This window comes from Saccharothrix stipae (assembly GCF_054781895.1).
Window position 1 is genome coordinate 776,007 of sequence record NZ_BAAGTN010000017.1, and the last position, 20,551, is coordinate 796,557.

18 protein-coding genes are annotated in these 20,551 nt (G+C 71.0%); 9 read left to right on the forward strand and 9 right to left on the reverse strand.

What is annotated here, in order from left to right; all coding sequences use genetic code 11:
* Nucleotides 1-37: 37 nt before the first annotated feature.
* The gene (locus ACYVLT_RS31790) at nt 38-1,177 is read right to left on the reverse strand and encodes a glycosyltransferase family 4 protein (protein ID WP_461123833.1); all 1,140 of its coding nucleotides are present in this window, start codon (nt 1,175-1,177) and stop codon (nt 38-40) included.
* Between the two features lie 10 nt (nt 1,178-1,187).
* Nucleotides 1,188-2,432 (reverse strand): MATE family efflux transporter, encoded by a 1,245-nt coding sequence (locus ACYVLT_RS31795; protein ID WP_461123834.1) that lies wholly within the window; start codon nt 2,430-2,432, stop codon nt 1,188-1,190.
* Between the two features lie 98 nt (nt 2,433-2,530).
* Here ACYVLT_RS31795 and ACYVLT_RS31800 point away from each other — a divergent pair, with 98 nt between their 5' ends.
* From ACYVLT_RS31800 to ACYVLT_RS31820, 5 genes are all read left to right on the forward strand, one after another.
* Nucleotides 2,531-3,301 (forward strand): glycosyltransferase family 2 protein, encoded by a 771-nt coding sequence (locus ACYVLT_RS31800; RefSeq protein ID WP_461123835.1) that lies wholly within the window; start codon nt 2,531-2,533, stop codon nt 3,299-3,301.
* Between the two features lie 76 nt (nt 3,302-3,377).
* Nucleotides 3,378-5,324, forward strand: a complete 1,947-nt coding sequence (locus ACYVLT_RS31805) for a DUF6541 family protein (protein ID WP_461123836.1) — start codon at nt 3,378-3,380, stop codon at nt 5,322-5,324.
* 82 nt (nt 5,325-5,406) lie between these two features.
* Nucleotides 5,407-6,594, forward strand: a complete 1,188-nt coding sequence (gene glf / locus ACYVLT_RS31810; RefSeq protein WP_461123837.1) for a UDP-galactopyranose mutase — start codon at nt 5,407-5,409, stop codon at nt 6,592-6,594.
* Nucleotides 6,595-6,601: 7 nt separating this feature from the next.
* A complete protein-coding gene (locus tag ACYVLT_RS31815) occupies nt 6,602-8,473 on the forward strand; it encodes a glycosyltransferase (RefSeq protein WP_461123838.1) in 1,872 nt (623 codons plus the stop codon).
* 85 nt (nt 8,474-8,558) lie between these two features.
* Complete coding sequence (locus ACYVLT_RS31820; RefSeq protein ID WP_461123839.1) at nt 8,559-10,415, forward strand: glycosyltransferase; 1,857 nt, start codon at nt 8,559-8,561, stop codon at nt 10,413-10,415.
* Between the two features lie 10 nt (nt 10,416-10,425).
* On the opposite strand, the gene ACYVLT_RS31825 is transcribed toward ACYVLT_RS31820, so the two are convergent.
* The 6 genes from ACYVLT_RS31825 to ACYVLT_RS31850 all read right to left on the reverse strand — a co-directional run bounded on the left by ACYVLT_RS31825 (nt 10,426) and on the right by ACYVLT_RS31850 (nt 15,012).
* Nucleotides 10,426-10,638 carry a hypothetical protein gene (locus ACYVLT_RS31825; RefSeq protein ID WP_360454411.1) on the reverse strand — a complete coding sequence of 71 codons (213 nt, stop codon included), beginning with the start codon at nt 10,636-10,638 and terminating at the stop codon, nt 10,426-10,428.
* A gap of 107 nt (nt 10,639-10,745) precedes the next feature.
* Nucleotides 10,746-11,642 carry a galactofuranosyltransferase GlfT1 gene (gene glfT1, locus ACYVLT_RS31830; RefSeq protein ID WP_461123840.1) on the reverse strand — a complete coding sequence of 299 codons (897 nt, stop codon included), beginning with the start codon at nt 11,640-11,642 and terminating at the stop codon, nt 10,746-10,748.
* A gap of 9 nt (nt 11,643-11,651) precedes the next feature.
* A complete protein-coding gene (wzt, locus tag ACYVLT_RS31835) occupies nt 11,652-12,467 on the reverse strand; it encodes a galactan export ABC transporter ATP-binding subunit Wzt/RfbE (RefSeq protein ID WP_360454417.1) in 816 nt (271 codons plus the stop codon).
* An 18-nt stretch (nt 12,468-12,485) separates the two neighbouring features.
* Entirely contained in the window at nt 12,486-13,412 is a 927-nt protein-coding gene (gene wzm, locus ACYVLT_RS31840) for a galactan export ABC transporter permease subunit Wzm/RfbD (RefSeq protein ID WP_461123841.1), read from the reverse strand.
* A gap of 48 nt (nt 13,413-13,460) precedes the next feature.
* A complete protein-coding gene (locus ACYVLT_RS31845) occupies nt 13,461-14,324 on the reverse strand; it encodes a class I SAM-dependent methyltransferase (protein WP_461123842.1) in 864 nt (287 codons plus the stop codon).
* A gap of 109 nt (nt 14,325-14,433) precedes the next feature.
* Nucleotides 14,434-15,012, reverse strand: coding sequence for a bacterial proteasome activator family protein (locus ACYVLT_RS31850; protein ID WP_461123843.1), 579 nt, complete (start codon nt 15,010-15,012; stop codon nt 14,434-14,436).
* Between the two features lie 113 nt (nt 15,013-15,125).
* Here ACYVLT_RS31850 and ACYVLT_RS31855 point away from each other — a divergent pair, with 113 nt between their 5' ends.
* The gene (locus tag ACYVLT_RS31855; RefSeq protein WP_360454429.1) at nt 15,126-16,325 is read left to right on the forward strand and encodes a cysteine desulfurase-like protein; all 1,200 of its coding nucleotides are present in this window, start codon (nt 15,126-15,128) and stop codon (nt 16,323-16,325) included.
* 31 nt (nt 16,326-16,356) lie between these two features.
* A complete protein-coding gene (locus ACYVLT_RS31860; protein WP_461123844.1) occupies nt 16,357-16,998 on the forward strand; it encodes a class I SAM-dependent methyltransferase in 642 nt (213 codons plus the stop codon).
* A gap of 123 nt (nt 16,999-17,121) precedes the next feature.
* On the opposite strand, the gene ACYVLT_RS31865 is transcribed toward ACYVLT_RS31860, so the two are convergent.
* Nucleotides 17,122-18,090, reverse strand: coding sequence for an NAD(P)H-quinone oxidoreductase (locus ACYVLT_RS31865; protein WP_461123845.1), 969 nt, complete (start codon nt 18,088-18,090; stop codon nt 17,122-17,124).
* A 55-nt stretch (nt 18,091-18,145) separates the two neighbouring features.
* On the opposite strand from ACYVLT_RS31865, the gene ACYVLT_RS31870 reads away from it, so the two are divergent.
* Both ACYVLT_RS31870 and ACYVLT_RS31875 read left to right on the forward strand, forming a co-directional pair.
* Nucleotides 18,146-18,793 (forward strand): GNAT family N-acetyltransferase, encoded by a 648-nt coding sequence (locus ACYVLT_RS31870; RefSeq protein ID WP_461123846.1) that lies wholly within the window; start codon nt 18,146-18,148, stop codon nt 18,791-18,793.
* A gap of 63 nt (nt 18,794-18,856) precedes the next feature.
* Nucleotides 18,857-20,383, forward strand: a complete 1,527-nt coding sequence (locus ACYVLT_RS31875; RefSeq protein WP_461123847.1) for a M28 family metallopeptidase — start codon at nt 18,857-18,859, stop codon at nt 20,381-20,383.
* Nucleotides 20,384-20,551 lie beyond the last annotated feature (168 nt).

The window sequence follows — 20,551 nt, forward strand, 5'->3', positions numbered from 1 at the left end:
CCCTGGCGAGTGAGTCGGATGGGGTTCGCGCAACAGGCTAGCGCGCGGTCCGGTCCCCGCCGTCGCCGACCAGCATTGCGGTGAACTCGGCGATGGTCCGCTCCCACGAGAAGCGCTCCCGGGTGATCTCGCCGAGCTTCGCCGCGCGGGCCTCGCGCTCGGGGTCGGACACGGCCGACTCCAACGCGCCGGCCAGCGCCTCGGGGTCCCGCGCGGGCACCAGCCAGCCGGTCACGCCGTGGTCCAGGATCTCGGCCGTGCCGCCCACGTCGGTGGCCACGACCGTGCAGCCGATGGCCGCCGCCTCCAGCACGGTGGTCGGCAGGCCCTCGGTCCAGCTCGGGTTGACGAACAGGGTGGCGCAGGCCATCTCGCGCAGCGCGGTGTCGTGGTCGACCTCGCCGAGGAACTCCACGCTCGCGTCCAGGCCGAGCCGCGCCACCTGGGCGCGCAGCTCCGCCGCGGCCGGGCCGTCGCCGCACAGCCGCAGCTTCAGCGGCACGCCCCGCCGGTGCAGGGTCGCGGTCGCGGTGAGCAGGTCGGCCACGCCCTTGCCGTTGATGAGCCTGCCCACGTAGCAGGCCACCGGGCGGTCGTCGTCGACCGGCCGCGAGGTCACGCCCTCGGGCAGCTCGATGCCCCGGTACAGCACCTTCGCCTCGCGCTTGGCCAGGTCGCGCACGAACCGCGCGGCCGACTGCGACACCGCGACCACGCCGTCGGCCCAGCGCAGCACCGGCTGGCTGGTCAGCAGGTCGACGGTGGCGGCGACGAACCGGACGAACCAGCCGCCGCTCTGCACCGGGCTCGACCCGTGCTCGACGTGCAGCCTGCGCAGGCCCTTCCGCTTGGCGAACAGCGCCGCCCACAGGTGCGGCCAGTAGAACCGGGTGTGCGTCATCAGCACGGTGTCCGGGCCGCACAGCGCGCGCAGCTTCCTGGTGAAACCGGGGTAGGGCACGGGGTAGTGCGAGATCACCTCGCGGCCCGGCCAGCGCACGACGGTCCACCGGTCGCCCAGCCGCTGCACGCCCGCCGGCGCGCCGACGGCCGAGGTGAACACGGTGATCCGCAGGTCCGGGTCGGCTTCCAACATGCGCCGGTGCAGTTCGTGCGCGTACGCCTCGACCCCGCCCTTGTGCGGCGGGTAGTAGACCGGCATGTCGACCAGGTGCACGGCCACGAATCTAAGCCCTGCCCCGTTGCCCGAGCAGGCCGCCCCAGGCCAGCGCGGCGGCGGTCAGCCACGCCAGCGCCATGCCGAACGCGACGCCCATGACGCCGAACAGCAGGCCCAGGCCCGCCACGAGGGCGATCTCGGTGGCGAACTGGACCGTGCGCACCCTCGGCCCGAGCCACGCCCGACCGCTCGCCTTGCCCGCCACCAGCGCCGTCTGGGCCGTGGCCAGCAGGAACGCGTACGCCAGCAGCACCAGCACGACCGGCCGCAGGCCCTCCCAGGGCGTGCCGAGCGCGGCGGTGAGCAGGTCGGCGGGCGCGACCAGGGTCAGGCCCGCGAACACCAGGCTGACCACCGCGGCCAGCCCGGAGACCAGCACCGGCGCCCGCACCACCTCGCGGGCCGACCGGCCGGCCAGGTGCGCGAGCAGCGCGTTGCTGATGCCGATGAACAGCACGGTGAGCGCGGTCACCGGGACCAGCGCCTTGCGCAGCAGGCCGAGCCCGTCCAGGCCGACGACCCACGCGGTCACGCCGAACGTGGCCCAGGTGCCCGCGGTCAGGTAGACCGCGTCGATGAGGAACCCCGGCAGCAGCGACCGGCGGTCCCGCAGCCAGTCGCGCACCGCGCCGACCGCGAACGGCCCGCCGGTCAGCCACGCGCAGGCGGCCGCCACGGGCACCGCGGTCAGCGCCCAGATCAGGTAGGTGGACGAGGCGTCCAGCTCGCCGACGAGCACGGCCACGCCGACCGCGCCCAGGAACAGCACCAGCCACGAGCCGTCCAGCGCCAGCGCCCGCAACGGCCGCTGCCGCGCGTACGAGACGTACCGGCCGTGGTCGAGCACCGCGGTGAACGGCGAGGCCAGCGCCTGGATCAGCAGCAACGTCCGGGCCGGCCCGTCCAGCAGCAGCCCGACGACCAGGCACACCGCGCCGATCGCCAGACCGAGCAGCAACGAGGTCGCCGCCGCGCCGCGCACGCCCCGCGCGTCGCCGTTCGCGACCGCCTTGGCCACCAGCAGCGGTTCCGCCGCGACCGCGCGGCCGAGGTACCACTGGCCGATCTGCACGATCGCGACCAGCGAGAACACCCCGAACTCGGCGTCGGTCGACACCGGCGCGGCGACCAGCTGGACGGCGAAGGTGATCGCGCTGAACACCAGCTGGTCGATCGTGACCGCCGACTGGCGCACCGCCGTGCCGGCCAACGCGCGCAGACCGTCGAGCCTGGATCTGTTCGCCGCCGTCACGGGTGTCCTCTGCTTGCCGGGTGCCGGGTGCTCAGGAGTGCTGAAGCGGGCCTTACTGTACGGCGTCGGCCGATCCCTCCCCGCAGCAGGAGAACCCCATGCCATCGCCGGTGTCCGTGGTGATCCCGTGCGCGCCCGAGGCGGACTTCCTGCCCGAGACGCTCCGCTCGGTCGCCGAGCAGACGCACCAGGACTGGGAGGTCGTGCTCGTCCTGGACGGCGAGTGCGAGCGCAACCGGGCGGCCGCCCGCACCCTCCCCGACGACCGGGTGCAGGTGCACCTCACGCCCGCGCCGCGCAGCGGGCCCGCCGTCGGCCGCAACATCGGGCTCGACGCCGCCAAGCACGACCTCGTGGCCTTCCTCGACGCCGACGACCTGTGCATGCCGCAGCGCCTGGCGCACCAGGTGGCCGTGCTGGAGCAGCGGCCCGGCCTCGGCCTGGTCGGCGCGTGGGCCCGGCAGATCGACCCGTCCGGCCAGGTCGTCGGGGAGATGCACTCGGCCATCGGGCCCGAGGTCGCGCGCACCATGCTGCTCTTCAACTGCCTCATCACCTCGACCGTCGTCGTCCGCAAGGAGCTGGCCGCGCAGGTCGGTGGCTTCGACCCGCGCCTGGTGCGGCTGGAGGACTACGACCTGTGGCTGCGCGTGATGGCGCGCGCGGACGGCGACGTGCTGCCCGAGGAGCTGGTCGGCTACCGCGTGCACCCCGGCCAGTACAGCCGCGGCGCGCTCATGGGCCGGCACACCAAGCTGTTGCGGCGGTCCAAGCAGGCGCTGGCCAAGCGGATCGGCGTGAGCGGCCTCGGCGTCGCCGCCCGGCACGCGGCGTGGCTGGGCGTGCAAGTGGCCCACCGCCGCTGGTGAGGCCCGCGCGGGTACTCTGCGGTCGCGAGCGGGACGGGGACCCGCGCCTACGCCAAGTGATCGGGTTGCTGACGCGATGAGTGCTGCACTGCTGGTGCTGTTGCTGCTCTGGGTGCCTGGCCTGTTGTTCGGCGCGGCCCTGCGACTGCGTGGGTGGACGCTGGTCGCCGCGGCGCCCGCGCTGACCTACGGCCTGGTCGCGATCGGCGGCCTGCTGCTGGGCAAGCTCGGCGCCTCGTGGACGCTGTTGACCTTCGGCGCGTGGGCGCTGGCCGCGTCGGTCGTGCTGTTCGCCGTGACCACGCTGGTGCAGCGGCGGTGGCCCGCCCGGGTCGAGGACGACGAGCCGCGCGTCTCGCGCCGCGGCCACCTGGTCGTCGCCGCGGGTGTCGTGATCGGCCTGGCGGTCGGCGCGGTCACGTTCCTGCGCGGCATCAGCAGCCTCGACCGCCTCGCCCAGGACTGGGACGCGCCGCACCACGGCAACCTCGTGCGCTGGCTCGCCGAGCACCAGACGTCGCTGGTCTCCAGCGCGGGCGCGATCGGCAACCAGCCGGAGAACGCGAACTACTTCTACCCGGCCACCTACCACCAGCTGCTGGCGCTGCTGCTCGACCAGTTCGGCATCACGCTGCCGCAGCTGCTCAACTCCGGCGCGCTGAGCACGGTGCTGGTGTGGCCGGTCGGCATCGCCGCGATGGGCCTGGCGTGGAAGCTGCCCGCGCGCGTGGTCGCGCCGGCCGCCGCCGTGTCCACCTGGTTCTCCCCGTTCCCCTACGACTCGCTGTGGCGCGGCCCGCTGTGGCCCTACGTGGCGGGCATCGCCCTGCTGCCCGCCGTGCTGGCCCTGGTCACGTACCTGATCCGGCCGCGCGGCATCACCGGGCCGGTCGCCATCGCGGTGTCGGCGGCGGCGCTGGTCGGCCTGCAGCCCAGCCTGGCGTTCATCCTCGCCGGCCTGCTCGGCGTGATCTTCCTGGCCTGCGTGCTCCGGCTGGTGCCGATCGACTGGAAGCGCGCGTGGCCGACGCTCGCGGCGGTGGCCGTGCTGGGCGCGCTGGGCGCCGCGCCGCTGATCCTGCCCTCCATGGGCGCGGCCGACGGCGTGGCCGCCATGGTGTGGCCCTCGGAGGCGACGCCCGCCGGCGCGTTCGGGCAGATGCTGACCTTCTCCGGCGTGGTCGACTTCCCGCAGTGGTGGATCGGCGTGCCCGCGCTGTTCGGCATCGTGGTCATGGCCAGGCGGCGGCTGATGGTGTGGATGGTCGGCGTGTGGCTCGCGTTCGGCGGGCTGTACGCGGTGACCGTGTCGCTGGAGGGCGCGATCATCCAGCGCCTGACCGGCTACTTCTACAACGACCACTGGCGGCTCGCGGTCATGCTGCCGCTGCCGGGCGCCATCGCGTTCGGCGTGGCCGTGGTCGCGCTCGGCACGTGGGTGGTCGACCGCTACGCCGGCCGGGCGCCCGCCGCCCTCTCCCGCTCGCCCTGGGCGCCGGTGGCCGTCAGCGTGGTGTTCTTCCTGCTCATCGGCCTGGTCAGCGGCGCGTACATCGGTCGCAACAGCGCCCGCCTGGCGGGCAACTACCAGAACGGGCCGACGGTCAGCGACGGCGAGCTGGCCGCCTACCGGTGGCTGGCCGAGCACGTGCGGCCCGGCGAGCGGGTGATGAACGACGTGTTCGACGGCAGCGCCTGGCTCTACGCGATGGCCGAGGTCGAGCCGGTCGAGTGGACGTTCTACGGCACGCCCGCCGGCACGCCGAGCAACTACCTGGTCCACCACCTCAACGAGCTGGACGAGGACCCGGAGGTGCGCGAGGACCTGACCGAGCTGAGGGTCCGGTACGTGATCGTGGGCCGGGGTTTCGTGCGCCGGGAGAACCGCATCGCACCCGGGTTCGTCGGCCTGGACCGCACGCCGGGCTTCACCGAGGTGTTCCGGAACTCCGATTCGGTGATTTACGAAATCGACGGCCAGGCGAGCGCGGTCGAAGGCGCCTCGGCGGGGGCCGGTCGGTGAGCGTATCGACCCGTCAGTGTCTCGGTTTCACCCCATGGGGTGTGGGCAGTAGCGTCCGGTCACTGCCGTACCCTCGACTGCTGTGAGCTTCGCTGGATTTGACCTGATCGTCGTCGGTTCCGGTTTCTTCGGCCTGACGGTCGCCGAACGCACCGCATCACAGCTCGACAAGCGCGTGCTCGTGCTGGAACGCCGTGCCCACATCGGCGGCAACGCCTATTCCGAGGCCGAGCCCGAGACGGGCATCGAGGTGCACCGGTACGGCGCGCACCTGTTCCACACCTCCAACAAGCGGGTGTGGGACTACGTCAACCAGTTCACCGAGTTCACCGGGTACCAGCACCGGGTGTTCGCGATGCACGCCGGGCAGGCCTACCAGTTCCCCATGGGCCTGGGCCTCATCTCGCAGTTCGTCGGCCGCTACCTGAGCCCCGAGGAAGCCCGCGCGTGGGTGGCCGAGCACGCCGCCGAGATCGACTCCAAGGACGCGAAGAACCTGGAGGAGAAGGCGATCTCGCTCATCGGCCGCCCGCTGTACGAGGCGTTCGTGCGCGACTACACGGCCAAGCAGTGGCAGACCGACCCGAAGGAGCTGCCCGCGGCGGTCATCAGCCGCCTGCCGGTGCGCTACACCTTCGACAACCGCTACTTCAACGACACCTACGAGGGCCTGCCCGTCGACGGGTACACCGCGTGGTTGGAGCGGATGGCCGACCACCCGAACATCGAGGTGCGGCTCGACACCGACTACTTCGACGTCCGCGACGAGATCCCGGCGGGCACGCCCGTGGTCTACACCGGCCCGCTCGACCGCTACTTCGACTACAGCGAGGGCTGGCTGGGCTGGCGCACGCTCGACTTCGAGCAGGAAGTCCTGCCCGTGGGCGACTTCCAGGGCACGCCGGTCATGAACTACAACGACGCCGAGGTGCCCTACACCCGCATCCACGAGTTCCGGCACTTCCACCCCGAGCGCGAGTACCCGTCGGACAAGACGGTCATCGTGCGCGAGTTCTCACGGGCCGCGGAGAAGGAAGACGAGCCGTACTACCCGATCAACACCGCCGAGGACCGGGCGAAGCTGGAGCGCTACCGGGAACTCGCGCGGCGGGAAGCCGCCGAGCGTAACGTCGTCTTCGGTGGTCGACTGGGCACCTACAAGTACCTGGACATGCACATGGCGATCGGTTCCGCGCTGAGCGTGTTCGACAACAAGATCGCTCCGCACCTGGCCACCGGTCGGGCGCTGGACGGTTCGCTGGAGGACTGATTCGGTTATGTCGGGCAACTCCACCCTCGTCGAGCACGAGGCTCCGGAGAAACTGCTGGCGCAACGCGGCCTGTTCGCCGGGCCGTCGCAGATCGTCTCGGAGGACCTCTACGCCGAGATCTCCCAGGGCATCGCCGACCGCGAGCGGCACCGCCTGGTCGTGCACCCGCACGCCACGGTGTCGTTGAACACCTACTTCGGCCGGTTCCCGGCCACCTACTGGCAGCGGTGGTGCGTCAGCCCCGAGGTGGAGCTGAGCCTGACCCTCACCGGTTCCGGCACGGTCTCGATCGTCGCGTCCGACGCCGAGGGCGAGTCCCGGACCATCGTCGCCGAGCAGGTCTCCGGGGCGAAGGCCCAGGTCGTCACCATGACGGCGAAGATCGACAAGTTCACCGACGGCGGCGCGCTGTGGTTCGACGTCGTCACCGGTGAGCACCAGCTGGTCGTCGAGCAGGCCCGGTGGACCGTCGCGCCGCCGAGGCGGGTCCGGCCGACCGCGATCGTGATCTGCACGTTCAACCGGGTCGAGGACTGCCTCAACACCATGGCGGCCCTCGCGTCCGACTCCGAGCCGCTCGGCCTGGTCGACGCGGTGTACGTGGTGGACCAGGGCAGCGACGCGGTCGAGTCGCGGCCCAGGTTCGCCGAGGTCTCCGCCGCGCTGGGTGACAAGCTGCGCTACATCCGCCAGCCCAACCTCGGCGGCGCCGGCGGCTTCACCCGCGGCCTCTACGAGGTCATGGAGGTCGACCACGCCGAGCACGCCAACGTGCTCTTCATGGACGACGACGTGCTGTGCGAGCCGGAGATCGTGGTCCGGACGACCGCGTTCGCCAACCGCACCGCGCAGCCGGTCATCGTCGGCGGCCAGATGCTGTACCTGCTGCACCCGAACCACCTGCACGTGGGCGCGGAGTACGCCAACCTCGACACGCTGGCCCCCGGCCAGGTCGTGGACGGCGCGCTGCACGACGCCGACCTCACCGGGTACGACGAGGAGACCGGCAAGCGCAACGTGCAGGACCGCCGGGTCGACGCGGGCTACAACGGCTGGTGGTCGTGCCTGATCCCGTCGGAGATCGTCAAGGCGGTGGGCTACCCGCTGCCGCTGTTCTTCCAGTGGGACGACATCGAGTACGGCTTCCGCGCGCGGGCGCACGGGTTCGCCACGGTCACGCTGCCCGGCGCGGGCGTGTGGCACGCCGACTTCCACTGGAAGGACTGGGACGACTGGCACCGGTACTTCAACCTGCGCAACGCCCTGATCACCTCGGCGCTGCACAGCCAGTTCGACCCGAAGCGGATCTGCCGGTCCATGGCGGGCCAGCTCGCCACCTACCTGGTCGCCATGCAGTACGGCCTGGCCGCGACCCAGCTCAAGGCCATCGAGGACTTCCTCAAGGGCCCCGACGTGCTGCGTGACGGCGGCGTCGAGGCGGCGGCGGAGATCCGCAAGCTGCGCGCCGAGTTCCCCGAGACCATCAAGCACCCGGCCTCGGAGGTGCCCGGCATCTCGTCCGGCGACCTGCCGCTGATCACGGCGCCGCCCGCGCCGCGGCTGTTCGCGCCGGTGCTGGCCAAGCGCGTGGTCAACCAGCTGCTCGGCCGCAGCGTGCACGACGTCGGCGCGGTGGCCGCGGGCGACTCGGCCTGGTGGCACGTGTCGCTGTTCAACACCGCGGTGGTCACCGACGCGTCCCAGGAGGGCGTGCGGGTCCGGCGGCGCGACCGCGAGCTCGCCATCCGGCTCGGCAAGCAGGGCACCAGGCTGCTCAAGGAGCTGTACCAGCGTGCTCCCGAGATGCAGCGCGCCTACCGCGACGCGATGGGCGAGCTGACCAGCCGCGAGAACTGGCAGCGGTTGTACGACCTCTGATCGGTGTTCCGGGGCGGCCCATCGCGGGTCGCCCCGCTTTTTTCTCCCAGTCCTCCTCACGCGCTTCTCACCGTAGGGACCTGTTGTGGACGCAGTGCACCGGATCATCCTGCCGAGGGACGACGACCCGCTGGACGTCCGGCCGATGTACCTGGACGAACCGCAGAACGTGCACTGCCAGGTGGACTCCCGGCGCGGCCTGACCGTGCCCGAGCACGCCAAGGTGTCGTTCGCGACCTACTTCAACGCCTTCCCCGCCAGCTACTGGAAGCGGTGGACGGTCGTGGACGAGGTCGTGCTGCGGATGCGGGTGCGCGGCTCCGGCCGGGTCGACGTGTACCGCTCCAAGCCCAGCGGCGACGTCGTGCACCTGGAGGGCGAGTTCGTCCGGGACGCGGCGGACTGGACGACGCTGGAATTCCCGGTGTCGCTGCGGCCGTTCGAGGACGGCGGGCTGATCTGGTTCGACGTGTTCACGCACGAGGCGGTGCTGGAGATCCAGGACGCCGAGTGGGCGGTGCGGGAGCCGTTGCCGGTGCGGAAGGTCGCGGTCAGCATCACCACCATGCGCCCGCACGACGCGGTGGCGGCGCTGCGCGCGCTGGGCAGCGACCCCGCCGTGCTCGACGTCGTGAGCCACGTGTTCGTGGCCGACCAGGGCGCGGTGAAGGTGCGTTCGGTGGCGGGCTTCTCGGAGGCGGAGGCCGGGCTGGGCGGCCGGCTGGAGGTCATCGAGCAGGACAACCTCGGCGGCGCGGGCGGGTTCACCCGGGGCATGTTCGAGGCGGTCGAGCACACCGACGCCGACCAGATCATGCTCATGGACGACGACATCCGGCTGGAGCCGGAGGCCGTGCTGCGGTCCAACGCGTTCGCGCGGGCGGCGGCGTCGCCGGTCATCGTCGGCAGCCACATGCTGAACCTGCAGGCCAGGACCAGGATCCACAGCACGGCGGAGATCGTCGACCTGGGCACGTGCTTCTGGCGCGCCGCGCCGGGCGCGGTCACCGACCACGACTTCGCCACGTCGTCGCTGCGCGAGACGCCCGAGCTGCACCCGAGGGTCGACGCCACCTACAACGGCTGGTGGATGTGCCTGTTCCCGCGCGAGGTGGTGGAGCGGACCGGCTACCCGCTGCCGCTGTTCATCAAGTGGGACGACGCCGAGTACTCGCTGCGGGCGCTGGAGCACGGCTACCCGACGGTGTCGCTGCCGGGTTCGGCGGTGTGGCACATGCCGTGGACGGACAAGAACGACTCGACCGACTGGCAGGCCTACTTCCACACCCGCAACCGGCTGGTCCTGGCCGCGCTGCACAGCCCGTACGACGTGCGGTCGGTCATCGTGAAGCACGGGCTGAAGCTGTCGCTGCGGCACCTGCTGTCCATGGAGTACTCCACCGTGGCGTTGCAGCAGAAGGCGATCGAGGACTTCCTCGCGGGCCCGGCCGGCCTGTTCGACTCGCTGCGCACGGCGTTGCCGATGGTGCGGGCGATGCGGGCGGAGTTCAGCGACGCCCAGCGCCTGGAGTCGGCGCGCGAGTTCCCACCGCCGACGTTCGACATGGTGCGCGCGGAGGCGTTGCTCCAGCCGTCGAGGAGCAAGGCGACCATCGCGGTGCGCGCGGCGAAGTCCGTGCTGCACAACCTGCGCCCACCGCAGCCCGCCGCGGGCGACCGGCCGCAGCTCAACGTGCCCGCGCTGAACGCCCGGTGGTTCCTGCTGGGCAACCTGGACAGCGCCACGGTCTCCACGGCCGACGGCACCGGCGTCGCGTTCTACAAGCGCGACCCCGAGCAGTTCCGCACCCTGATGGCGAGGGCGGTGCGCAACTACCGCAGGCTCGGCAAGGAGTGGCCCAGGCTGCGCAGGCAGTACCGCGACGCCCTGCCCGACCTCACGTCGGCCGAGCAGTGGCGCAAGGTGTTCGAGAACCGCTGAGGGCGCGTGGCTAGTCGAAGTGCGCGGCGACGACGTGGCTGAAGTTCACCACGAACTCCTTGCCGTCGGCGGTCGTGATGGCCTGGGTGTGGCCGTTGCGCACGACCTGGATCAGGCGTGAGCCGAGGTCTTCGGCGGTCTCCTGGGAGATCTTGACGGAGATCGGGTTGGGGTTCGCGGCCAGGTGCAGGACCAGCGTCGTCTTACGCGCTTCAGAAGTCATGCCGAACAGCCCACCAGCAGTGGGTTGACCAGGCAAGACAGGTTCGCCGTCAGCGATTCCGCGCCAAGCTGAACCGCTGGGTCGGGGCTGGGCCGCGGCGGCCCGGTTCACTTGCGGAAGAAGCGCTCCCGCTGACCCAGGCGCACCAGCTTCAGCCACTCCAGGAACGCCTTCGGGTCGCGCCGCACCCCGATGAAGTACAGCCCGAACCGGAACGCCTCCAGCAGCCCCAGCTTGCGCATGCCCGGCTGCGAGAGCAGGTACCCGCGGTTGCGGTAGGTGTAGTAGCGCTTGACCGCGTTCTCCGGGTCCTGCGCGTGGAACCGGCCGCCGAGCATCGGCTTGAACTCGTCCGAACCGTCCGGGTGCAGGTAGGCGACCTTCAACGACGTGCCGAACGGCAGGCCGGTGCGCACCAGCCGCCGGTGGATCTCCACCTCGTCACCCCGGAAGAACAGCCGGTAGTCCGGCACGCCGATGACGTCCACCGTGGACGCCTTGAACAGCGCCCCGTTGAACAGCGACGCGATGCCCGGCAGGAAGTCGGTGCCCAGCTCGGCCGCGTTCCGCTTCCACGTCAACCCGCGCCGCAGCGGGAACGCGAGCTTCTCCGGCCGCTCGATGTTCGTCACCATGGGCGAGATCGCGGCCAGCTTGCGCCGCTTCGCCTCCTCCAGCAGCACGGCGAGCACGGTCTCGTCCGCGGGCCGCCCGTCGTCGTCGGCCAGCCACAGCCAGTCCGCGCCCAGCGACAGCGCGTGCAGCATCCCCAGCGCGAACCCGCCCGCGCCGCCGAGGTTGCGGTGCGAGGCCAGGTACGTGGTCGGGATCGGGCACTGCGCGACCAGGTCGTCCACCGGCTGGTCGGGCCCGTTGTCCACGACCACCAGGTGGTCGAGGGGGCGGGTCTGCGAGGCCAGCACCTTCAACGAGTCGGCCAGCAGCTCGCGCCGGTGCCGGGTCACCACGACCCCGACGACGGAACCCTCCGGCAGTGCGCCCACGACGCTCACCTACTCGCCACCGTTCCCGCTCAGCACCCTCGGCTGACCGATCCGCTCCAGCGTCTCCGGGGCCATGTTCTCGAACGGGTCACGACCCTTGTAGGACGTGAGCACCTCGCGCAGCGATCCCTGCATCTTGACCTTGCCCTCGTCCATCCAGATCGCCGTGGTGCAGAACTCGGCGAGGAAGTCGTCGGAGTGGTTCGCGAACACCAGGATGCCCGATCGCTTGACCAGGTCGTTCATCCGGTCGCGCGCCTTGGCCATGAACGCCGCGTCGACCGCGCCGATGCCCTCGTCCAGGATCAGGATCTCCGGGTCGATCGACGTCACGATGCCCAGCGCCAGCCGCACCCGCATGCCCGTCGAGTAGGTGCGCAGCGGCATCTGCAGGTAGTCGCCGAGCTCGGTGAACTCGGTGATGTCGTCGACCCGCTTCTCCATCTCCTTGCGGCTCATGCCGAGGAACAGACCGCGGATCATGATGTTCTCGTACCCGGAGATCTCCGGGTCCATGCCGACGCCGAGGTCGAACACGGGCGCGACCTTGCCGACGACGCGCGAACTGCCCCGCGTGGGCTCGTAGATGCCCGCGAGCAGCCGCAGCAGCGTCGACTTGCCGGCGCCGTTGTGGCCGACGAGCCCGACCCGGTCACCGTGCCGCAGCGAGATGTTGATGTCGTGCAGGGCTTCGATGATCGGGACGCGGCCCTCGGAGCCGATCTTGCCGCCGACCTTGCCCAGTGCGAGCTTCTTCAGCGACCTCGACTTGGCGTCGAAGATCGGGAAGTCGACCGAGGCGTTCCAGACGTCGATGCTGACCATGATGTGTTGCGGCCTCACTCAGACCCAGTAGGAGACGCGGGCACGGTAGTTCCGCATCGCGATCAGCGCCAGTCCCCAGCCCACGACGGTGAACGCGCCGACGACCACCCAGTGGTGCCAGTCCTGCGCGTGACCGAGCATGGGGGCGCGGACGATCTCCACGTAGTGGTAGATGGGGTTCAGCTCGGCGATCAGCATGCGCCAGTCGCCCTCGTCACCGCTGCCTTCGCCGCCGGTGACCTTGTTGAGCACGCCGACGTGCCAGACGATCGGCGTCATGAAGAAGATCAGGTTGATGAAGCTGCTGATCACCGGCGGGATGTCGCGGAACCGGGTGCTGATGATGCCGAACAGCAGCGCGACCCACACCCCGTTCAACACGACGAGGGCGAGCGCGGGGATGGCCAGCAGCACCGTCCACGACAGGCCCGGCTGGAGGAACTTGTCGCCCTCCATCCGGTAGCTCTCGGTCAGCGTCGGGAAGAAGATCACGACGACGACCAGGTAGACGACCAGGTTGTGGAAGAGGAACAGCGTCTGGCGCCACACCATGCGCAGCACGTGCACCGTTATGGGCGCGGGCAGGTGCTTGATCAGGCCCTCGTTGGCGATGAAGACCTCGGTGCCCTCGGTCACCACGCCGAGGATGAAGTGCCAGATGATGAACCCGGCCGTGACGTACGGCAGGAACGTGCCCAGCTCCTGGTTGAACAGCTGCGAGTAGAGCAGGCCGAGCGCGAGCGCCGTGGTGCCCATGGAGATCGTGATCCACAGCGGGCCGATGACCGACCGGCGGTACCGCTGCTTGATGTCCTGCCACCCCAGGTGGCCCCACAGCTCCCGCTGCCGCCAGGCGTCGCGCACGTCGCCGAACGCGCGCGCGAACGTGCGCGAGTTGGGTGCCAGGGGAGCGGGAGGTCGCTCGACCGTACTCGTGGGTTGCACGAGTGGTGAGACTACCGGCGACGGGGTGTGGGCCCTGTCGCCGGGCTGTCACGGTGCGGTCACCCCTGCTTCGCCGGCCTCGGGCACACCGGTCACCTTCATGATCACCTGCTCGTGATCGTACGTGTACCCGCAGTAGTCGAACTCGATCCCGGTGCGCTCGACGTACTCCGTCCAGGCCTTGTGCTCGTGCTCCTGCCACCCCGGGTAGTTGAAGTACTCGTCGAAGACGATCACCGTGCCGGGCACCAGCCGCGGCCCGACCAGGTCGAGCACGGTCTTGGTGGAGGAGTACAGGTCGCAGTCGACGTGCAGGAACGACACCGGGCCGGGGTGGCTGTCCAGGAAGCCGGGCAGGGTGTCGTCGAACCAGCCGACGACCAGCTCGGCGCCGTCCACGTCGGGCAGGCCGTCCATGCCGAACAGGCCGGCCGGGAAGCCGTTGCGCCAGTCCTCGGGCAGGCCCTCGAACGAGTCGAAGCCGTACACGTCGCGGCCCTGGAACGCGGTGGCGATCAGCTTGAGCGTGCCGCCGGTGTAGACGCCGAACTCCAGCGCCATGCCCTCGGCCTCGACCAGGCCGAGGCCGTGCTCCAGCGTCGCGTGCGGGTGGCCGAAGTGCGGCGCGGTCGGCAGGTGCCTGCGCACGAACCGGGCGCTCTCCAGGGCGGCTTCCTGCTCGCCGGCGAACACCAGGTCGCGGCGCGCGCGGACCTCGTACTGGATCGTGGCGTCGACCGCCCGGTCGGCCTGCCTGCGCAGCTGCTCCACCTCGTGCTGGAGCCGGGCGATCCGCTGGGCCTGCTCGTGGTGGTAGGGGCGCACGACGTCGTCGATGACCCGGAAGATCTTGCCGCGCACGCGCTTCCGGACTTCTTCGACGAACGGGCTGTGCCGGACTTTGTCGAGCACTTGACGGCTCCTCTCGCGGGTGTGGCGGTGAACACGTTCGGGCAGCGCGGTACCCGTTGTCCAGTCCACGCCCTCACCACCGCACCGGAACGTTACAAGTAGCGGAACGTCACAAGTACTGACCGGTCCCTCGGATGTGCGGACCGCTCTCACCGTCGGCGTGACCCGTGCCGGCGGGCAGCGCGCGACCGCGCATCTGCTCCAGCTGGACGCGTGCGGCCATCTGCTGGGCGAACAGCGCCGTCTGGATGCCGTGGAACAGGCCCTCCAACCAGCCCACCAGCTGCGCCTGGGCGATCCGCAGCTCCGCGTCGGAGGGGGTGCCCTCCTCGGTGAACGGCAGGGAAAGCCGCTCCAGCTCGTCGCGCAGCTCCGGCGCGAGGCCGTCCTCCAGCTCGTCGATGGACCGCTTGTGGATCTCCTTGAGCCGGTTGCGGCTGGCCTCGTCCAGGGGTGCGGCGCGCACCTCCTCCAGCAGCTGCTTGATCATCGTGCCGATCCGCATGACCTTCGCCGGCTGCTCGACCAGGTCGGTCACGTCCTGGCCGCCCGCGTCGTCGCCGGACGGCAGCCGTGCGGCGCCCACCGGGGCGCCGTCCGGGCCGACCACGACCACGGCCTGGTCGCCGGCGCGGCCGGCGGTGCGCCGCTCGTTGTCCACCTGATCGTCTCGGGATGCCTCGCTCATGCCTCCCATCCTGGCCCGATCGGGTGGCGCACGCCGAACCGGGTCACAGATCGGGTGGCAAACCCGCGGCCCCTGCTGTCGCTCGGGCCGGCGTCCTCCGTACGGTGTGCGGCATGGCGTTCGACGTCGCCCGGGTCCGTGGGCTGTTCCCCGCGCTCGGCGACGGCTGGGTTCATCTGGACGCTCCTGCGGGGATGCAAGTACCCGAACAGGTGGCCACGGCCGTCTCCACCGCGCTGCGCGCACCCGTCTCCGGGCCGGGTGGCATCTTCCCCGCCTCGCAACGCGCCGAGGCCATCGTCGACGCGGCCCGGCGGGCCGTGGCCGACCTGGTCGGCGCCGACCCGGCCGGCGTGGTGCTCGGCCCGAGCTCGGCGGTGCTGCTGCAACGGCTGTCCGACGCGCTGTCGGAGGGCTGGTTCCTCGGTGACGAGGTCGTGGTGTCGCGGCTGGACCACCCGGCGAACATCGCGCCGTGGCAGCGGGCCGCGCAGCGCACCGGCAGCGTGGTCCGGTGGGCCGAGGTCGACATCGAGACCTGCGAGCTGCCCGCCTGGCAGTACGACGACCTGGTCACGCCCAAGTGCAAGCTGGTCGCGGTGACCGCGGCGTCCGGCTCCGTCGGCACCCGCCCGGACCTGCGCAAGATCGCCGAGGCCGCCCGCCGCACCGACGCGCTGGTCGTGGTGGACGCCTCCTCCGCCGCGCCGTTCGTGCCGCTGGACATCACCGCGATGGACGCCGACGTGGTGGCCGTGTCGGCGAACAACTGGGGCGGGCCGCCGGTGGGCGCGCTGGTGTTCCGCGACCCGTCGATGCTCGACCTGCTGCCCTCGGTGGCCGTGGAGCCCGGTGCGCGGGGTCCCGAACGCCTGGAACTGGGTCCGCACGCCTACCCGTTGCTGGCGGGTCTGGTGGCATCGGTCGAGTACCTGGCCGGGATGGACGACGCCGCGGTGGGTCCGCGCCGCGAGCGCGTGCTCACGTCGTTGGGTTCGGTGAAGGCCTACCAGGCGGGACTTCTGGCTAATCTCATCAACGAACTGCGATCGCTCCGTCACGTCATGGTGATCGGCGACGCCATGCGGCGGGTGCCCGCGCTGGCGTTCACGGTGGCCGGCGTGAAGGCGACCGACGGCGTCGAGCACCTGTCCGAGCGGGGCGTGTGCGCGTTCGCGGACTCGGGGCAGCACGGCGTGTTCTCGGTGCTGGGAGTGGGTGAGGTCGGCGGGGCCATCCGCGTCGGTCTGGCGCACTACACGAACGCGGTGGAAGTGGACGAGCTCGTGCGGGCGGTTGCCGAGCTGGGGTGAGATCGGGTTGCGCTGAGACCGGGGGAGATGGGTGGACGACCTGCTGTCACGGGAGCTCGCCGATCTCGCCGCACTGCACCGCCTGGCGCCCCTGATGTCGGAGTACCTGCCCAACACGGCGCACGAGCTGCGCCCCGCGGCGCTGGCGGCCGTGGTGGACGAGGTGCTGCTCGGGTCGCGGACGGTGCTGGTCGAGTGCGGGTGCGGGGCGTCGTCGGTGGTGCTGGCGCGGTTGCTGGCCCGGCGCGGGTTCGGGCACCTGCTGTCGGTCGAGCACGACGAGCGCACGGCGGCGTTCGTGGCCAGCCAGCTGCGGCGTGAGGGCCTGGGGCACGTGGCGCGGGTCGTGCACGCGCCGCTGACGCCGCATCCGGCGGCGTTGGGGAACGCGCAGTGGTACCACCCGCAGCTCGTGCACGACGAGGTGTCGGCGTACGTGGAGCGGTACGGGTTGGTGGACCTGCTGCTGGTGGACGGGCCGCTGCTGGGTGACGCGCGGTATCCGGCGTTACCGGTGTTGCGCGGGGTGCTCGCGCCGGGGGCGGCGGTGTTGGTGGACGACGCGGAGCGGCCCGGTGAGCAGACGGTGTTGGTGCGGTGGGCGGAGGAGTTCGCGTTGAGGTTCCGGACGACGCCGCGGACGTTCTTGGCCAGTGCGACGGCGTTGGAGTGAGCCGTTGAAAGCGAAAGATCAAGAGAGTCCTCGCCGGACGGGCAGATCAGCAGGATGACACGGCCCCGCGGTCGACTTCCCGTACCAGCGTGGTCCGGGTTTCGAGAAGGGGCGGTGAAGTGGTCAGGTGGTGAGGATGAGTTTGCCGAGGACTTGGCCGGCTTCCAGGGCGCGGTGGGCGTCGGCGGCGTGGGTGATCGGCAGGACGTCGTGCACGATGGGCTTGACCTGGCCTGATGCGATCAGTGGCCAGAGGTGGTCACGTACTTCGGTGACGATTCGGCCCTTGCCGTTGGGGCCGTCGACGGGGCGGAAGCGCAGGCCGGTGCCGGTGATGGTGGCGCGCTTGGACAGCAGTTTGCCGATGTTCAGCTGGCCCTTGACGCCGCCTTGCAGGCCGATGATCACCAGGCGGCCGTCCGGTGAGAGGACGTCGACGTTGCGGTCCAGGTAGGCGGCGCCCATGTTGTCCAGCACGACGTCCGCGCGGCCGACCTCGGAGACGAAGTCCTGCTCGCGGTAGTTCACGAGGATGTCCGCGCCCAGTTCGGCGCACCGTTGCAACCGCTCGGCCGAGCCGGCGGTGACGGCGACGCGGGCGCCGAGCGCCTTGGCGACCTGGATGGCGTGCGTGCCGATGCCGCCCGCGCCGCCGTGGACGAGGAACGTCTCGCCGGCTTCCAGGTGCGCCGCCATCACGACGTTCGACCAGACCGTGCACGCGACCTCGGGCAGTGACGCGGCGGTCACCAGGTCGACGCCCTCCGGGAGGGGCAGGAGCTGGGCGGCGGGGACGACGACCCGTTCCGCGTAGCCGCCGCCGGCCAGCAGCGCGCACACCTCGTCGCCGACCCGCCAGTCCGTGACGCCGTCGCCGAGTGCCGCGACGGTGCCCGAGCACTCCAGGCCGAGCACGTCCGACGTGCCCTTCGGGGGCGGGTAGTGGCCTTGACGTTGCAGCAGGTCCGCCCGGTTCACGGCGGTCGCGGCCACGTCGATCAGCACCTCGCCCGGCCCGGGTTCGGGATCCCGAACCTCCGTCCAGGTCAGCACGTCCGGTCCGCCGGGTCCACGAGTGGTGATCGCGCGCATGATCCGACGGTAATCCGGTCGCCTTCGGCGTGCGCGGTCGCCACCATCGACGGGCATGAAGCACTGGCCGCTGCACGACCTCGTGCTCCGCACACCGCGCCTGGAGCTGCGCCCGGACGACGACGAAGGCGTGGCCGAGTTGGCGGACCTGGCGCTGGACGGCGTGCACGCGCCGGACTGGATGCCGTTCGGCCTGGAGTGGACCGACGCGCCGCGCGACCGGTTGGGCGTCAACACCCTCCAGCACTTCTGGCGGGTCCGCTCGACGCTGTCGCCGCAGCGGTGGACGGTGAACTTCGTGGTGCGCCTGGACGGCCGGGTGGTCGGCACCCAGGGCCTCGGCGCCGACGACTTCCCGGTGCTGCGCGAGGTCACCACGGGGTCGTGGCTCGGGCTGCGGCACCAGGGCCGCGGGATCGGCACGGAGATGCGGGCGGCGGTGCTGGTGTTCGCGTTCGACCACCTCGGCGCGGTGGCGGCGCGGTCGAGCGCGTTCGCCGACAACCTCGCGTCGCACGGCGTGAGCCGCAAGCTCGGCTATCGGCCGGACGGCACGTTCACGCAGGTCCGGCGCGGTGAGCCGGCCGAGCAGGTCAGGCTGCTGGTGACACCGGCGACGGTGCGCCGACCCGACTGGGAGCTGGGGGTGACGGGTGTCACGCCATGCTTGTCCCTGCTCACAGGGCGAGAACCCGCCGAGTGACGGATTGCTTTCACCTCCGTGACTTGTGATGGTTCGGCATCCGTAGTGAAGGGGAACTCGATCATGTCAGGTAGAACAGGGATCCGACGCGCGGCGATCCTCGCGGCGTCCGCGTCCCTCGCACTGGTCGCCGTTCCGGCCGTCAACGTCGCCTCGGCATCGACGCTCGACGGGCCGAAGCTGGCCAAGAACCTCACCAAGAACGTCACGGTGGAAGGGGTCCACCGCCACCTCATCGCCTTCCAGCGCATCGCCGACCGCAACGACGGCAACCGCGCCGCGGGCACGCCGGGCTACGACGCCAGCGTCGAGTACGTCGCGGGCAAGCTGCGCGGCGCGGGCTTCGAAGTGACCACGCCGGAGTTCATCTACCCGGTGCAGATCACCGACGCCGCGACCGCCAAGGTCGGCTCGACGACCTACGAGAACATCCCGCTTGAGTTCTCGCCGCAGACGCCGGTCGGCGGCATCACCGCCCCGCTGCGCGTCGTGCCCGAGGACACCACCCCGGGCTGCGAGGCGACCGACTTCGCCGGGCAGGACTTCGTCGGCGCGGTCGCCCTGATCCGCCGCGGTTCGTGCACGTTCGACGTCAAGCACCGCAACGCGGCCGCCGCGGGCGCCGTCGCGGTGATCATCTCGAACAACCGCGAGGGCACGCTGGCGGGCGTCACGCTCGGCGCGCCGGGCCTCGTGCCCACCGGTGGCGTCACCCAGGCCGACGGCAACGCGCTGGCCCAGCTCGGTGGCCAGCCGGTGACCGTCGACCTGCGCTACCACGAGGAGGACCGGGTCTCGCGCAACGTGATCGCGCAGACCAAGACCGGTCGCACGGACAATGTCGTGATGGCGGGCGCCCACCTGGACAGCGTCGAGAACGGCGCGGGCATCAACGACAACGGCACCGGCTCGGCCGGCCTGCTGGAGACCGCGCTGAAGCTCGGCGGGTCGCCGAAGGTCAACAACGCGGTGCGGTTCGGCTGGTGGGGCGCTGAGGAGCTCGGCCTGATCGGGTCGACGAAGTACGTGCAGTCGCTGACGTTCGAGCAGCAGCTCGACATCGCGCTGTACCTGAACTTCGACATGATCGGCTCGCCCAACGCGGCGTACTTCGTCTACGACGGCGACAACTCCGACGGCGTCGGCGCGGGCGCGGGCCCGTACGGCTCGGCGCAGATCGAGCAGGCGTTCGTGCAGTACCTGACGGTCGAGAAGGGCGTGCAGACCGAGGGCACCGACTTCAGCGGCCGTTCGGACTACGGCGAGTTCATCGCGCAGGGCATCCCGGCCGGTGGTCTGTTCACCGGCGCCGAGGGCGTCAAGACCGAGGCGCAGGCGGCGAAGTGGGGCGGCACGGCGGGCGTCGCCTACGACCCCAACTACCACGGGTCGGGTGACAACCTGGGCAACCTGGACCGGGTCGCCCTGGACCGCAACACCGACGCGCTGGCGTGGGTGACGGCGTCGTACGCGATCAGCACGGAGAGCGTGAACGGCGTGCCGGCGCGGGCGCAGCGGGCCGAGGCGCGTGCGGCGGCCATGCGTTCGCTGCACGTGGAGGAGCACCACTCGCACGCCGATGTGGCGTGAAACACGGCTGAACGAGTAACGAAAAGGCCGGTCCCCTATGGGGCCGGCCTTTTTCGTCCGGTCGGGACAGTCCACAGAGGAATGGTCGGCCCGCCGGCGGGACAGCGAATTCGCGCACCGCACGGAAAAAGTGAAAACCGACCACATTTCACTTTCGCCCGGTCGTAT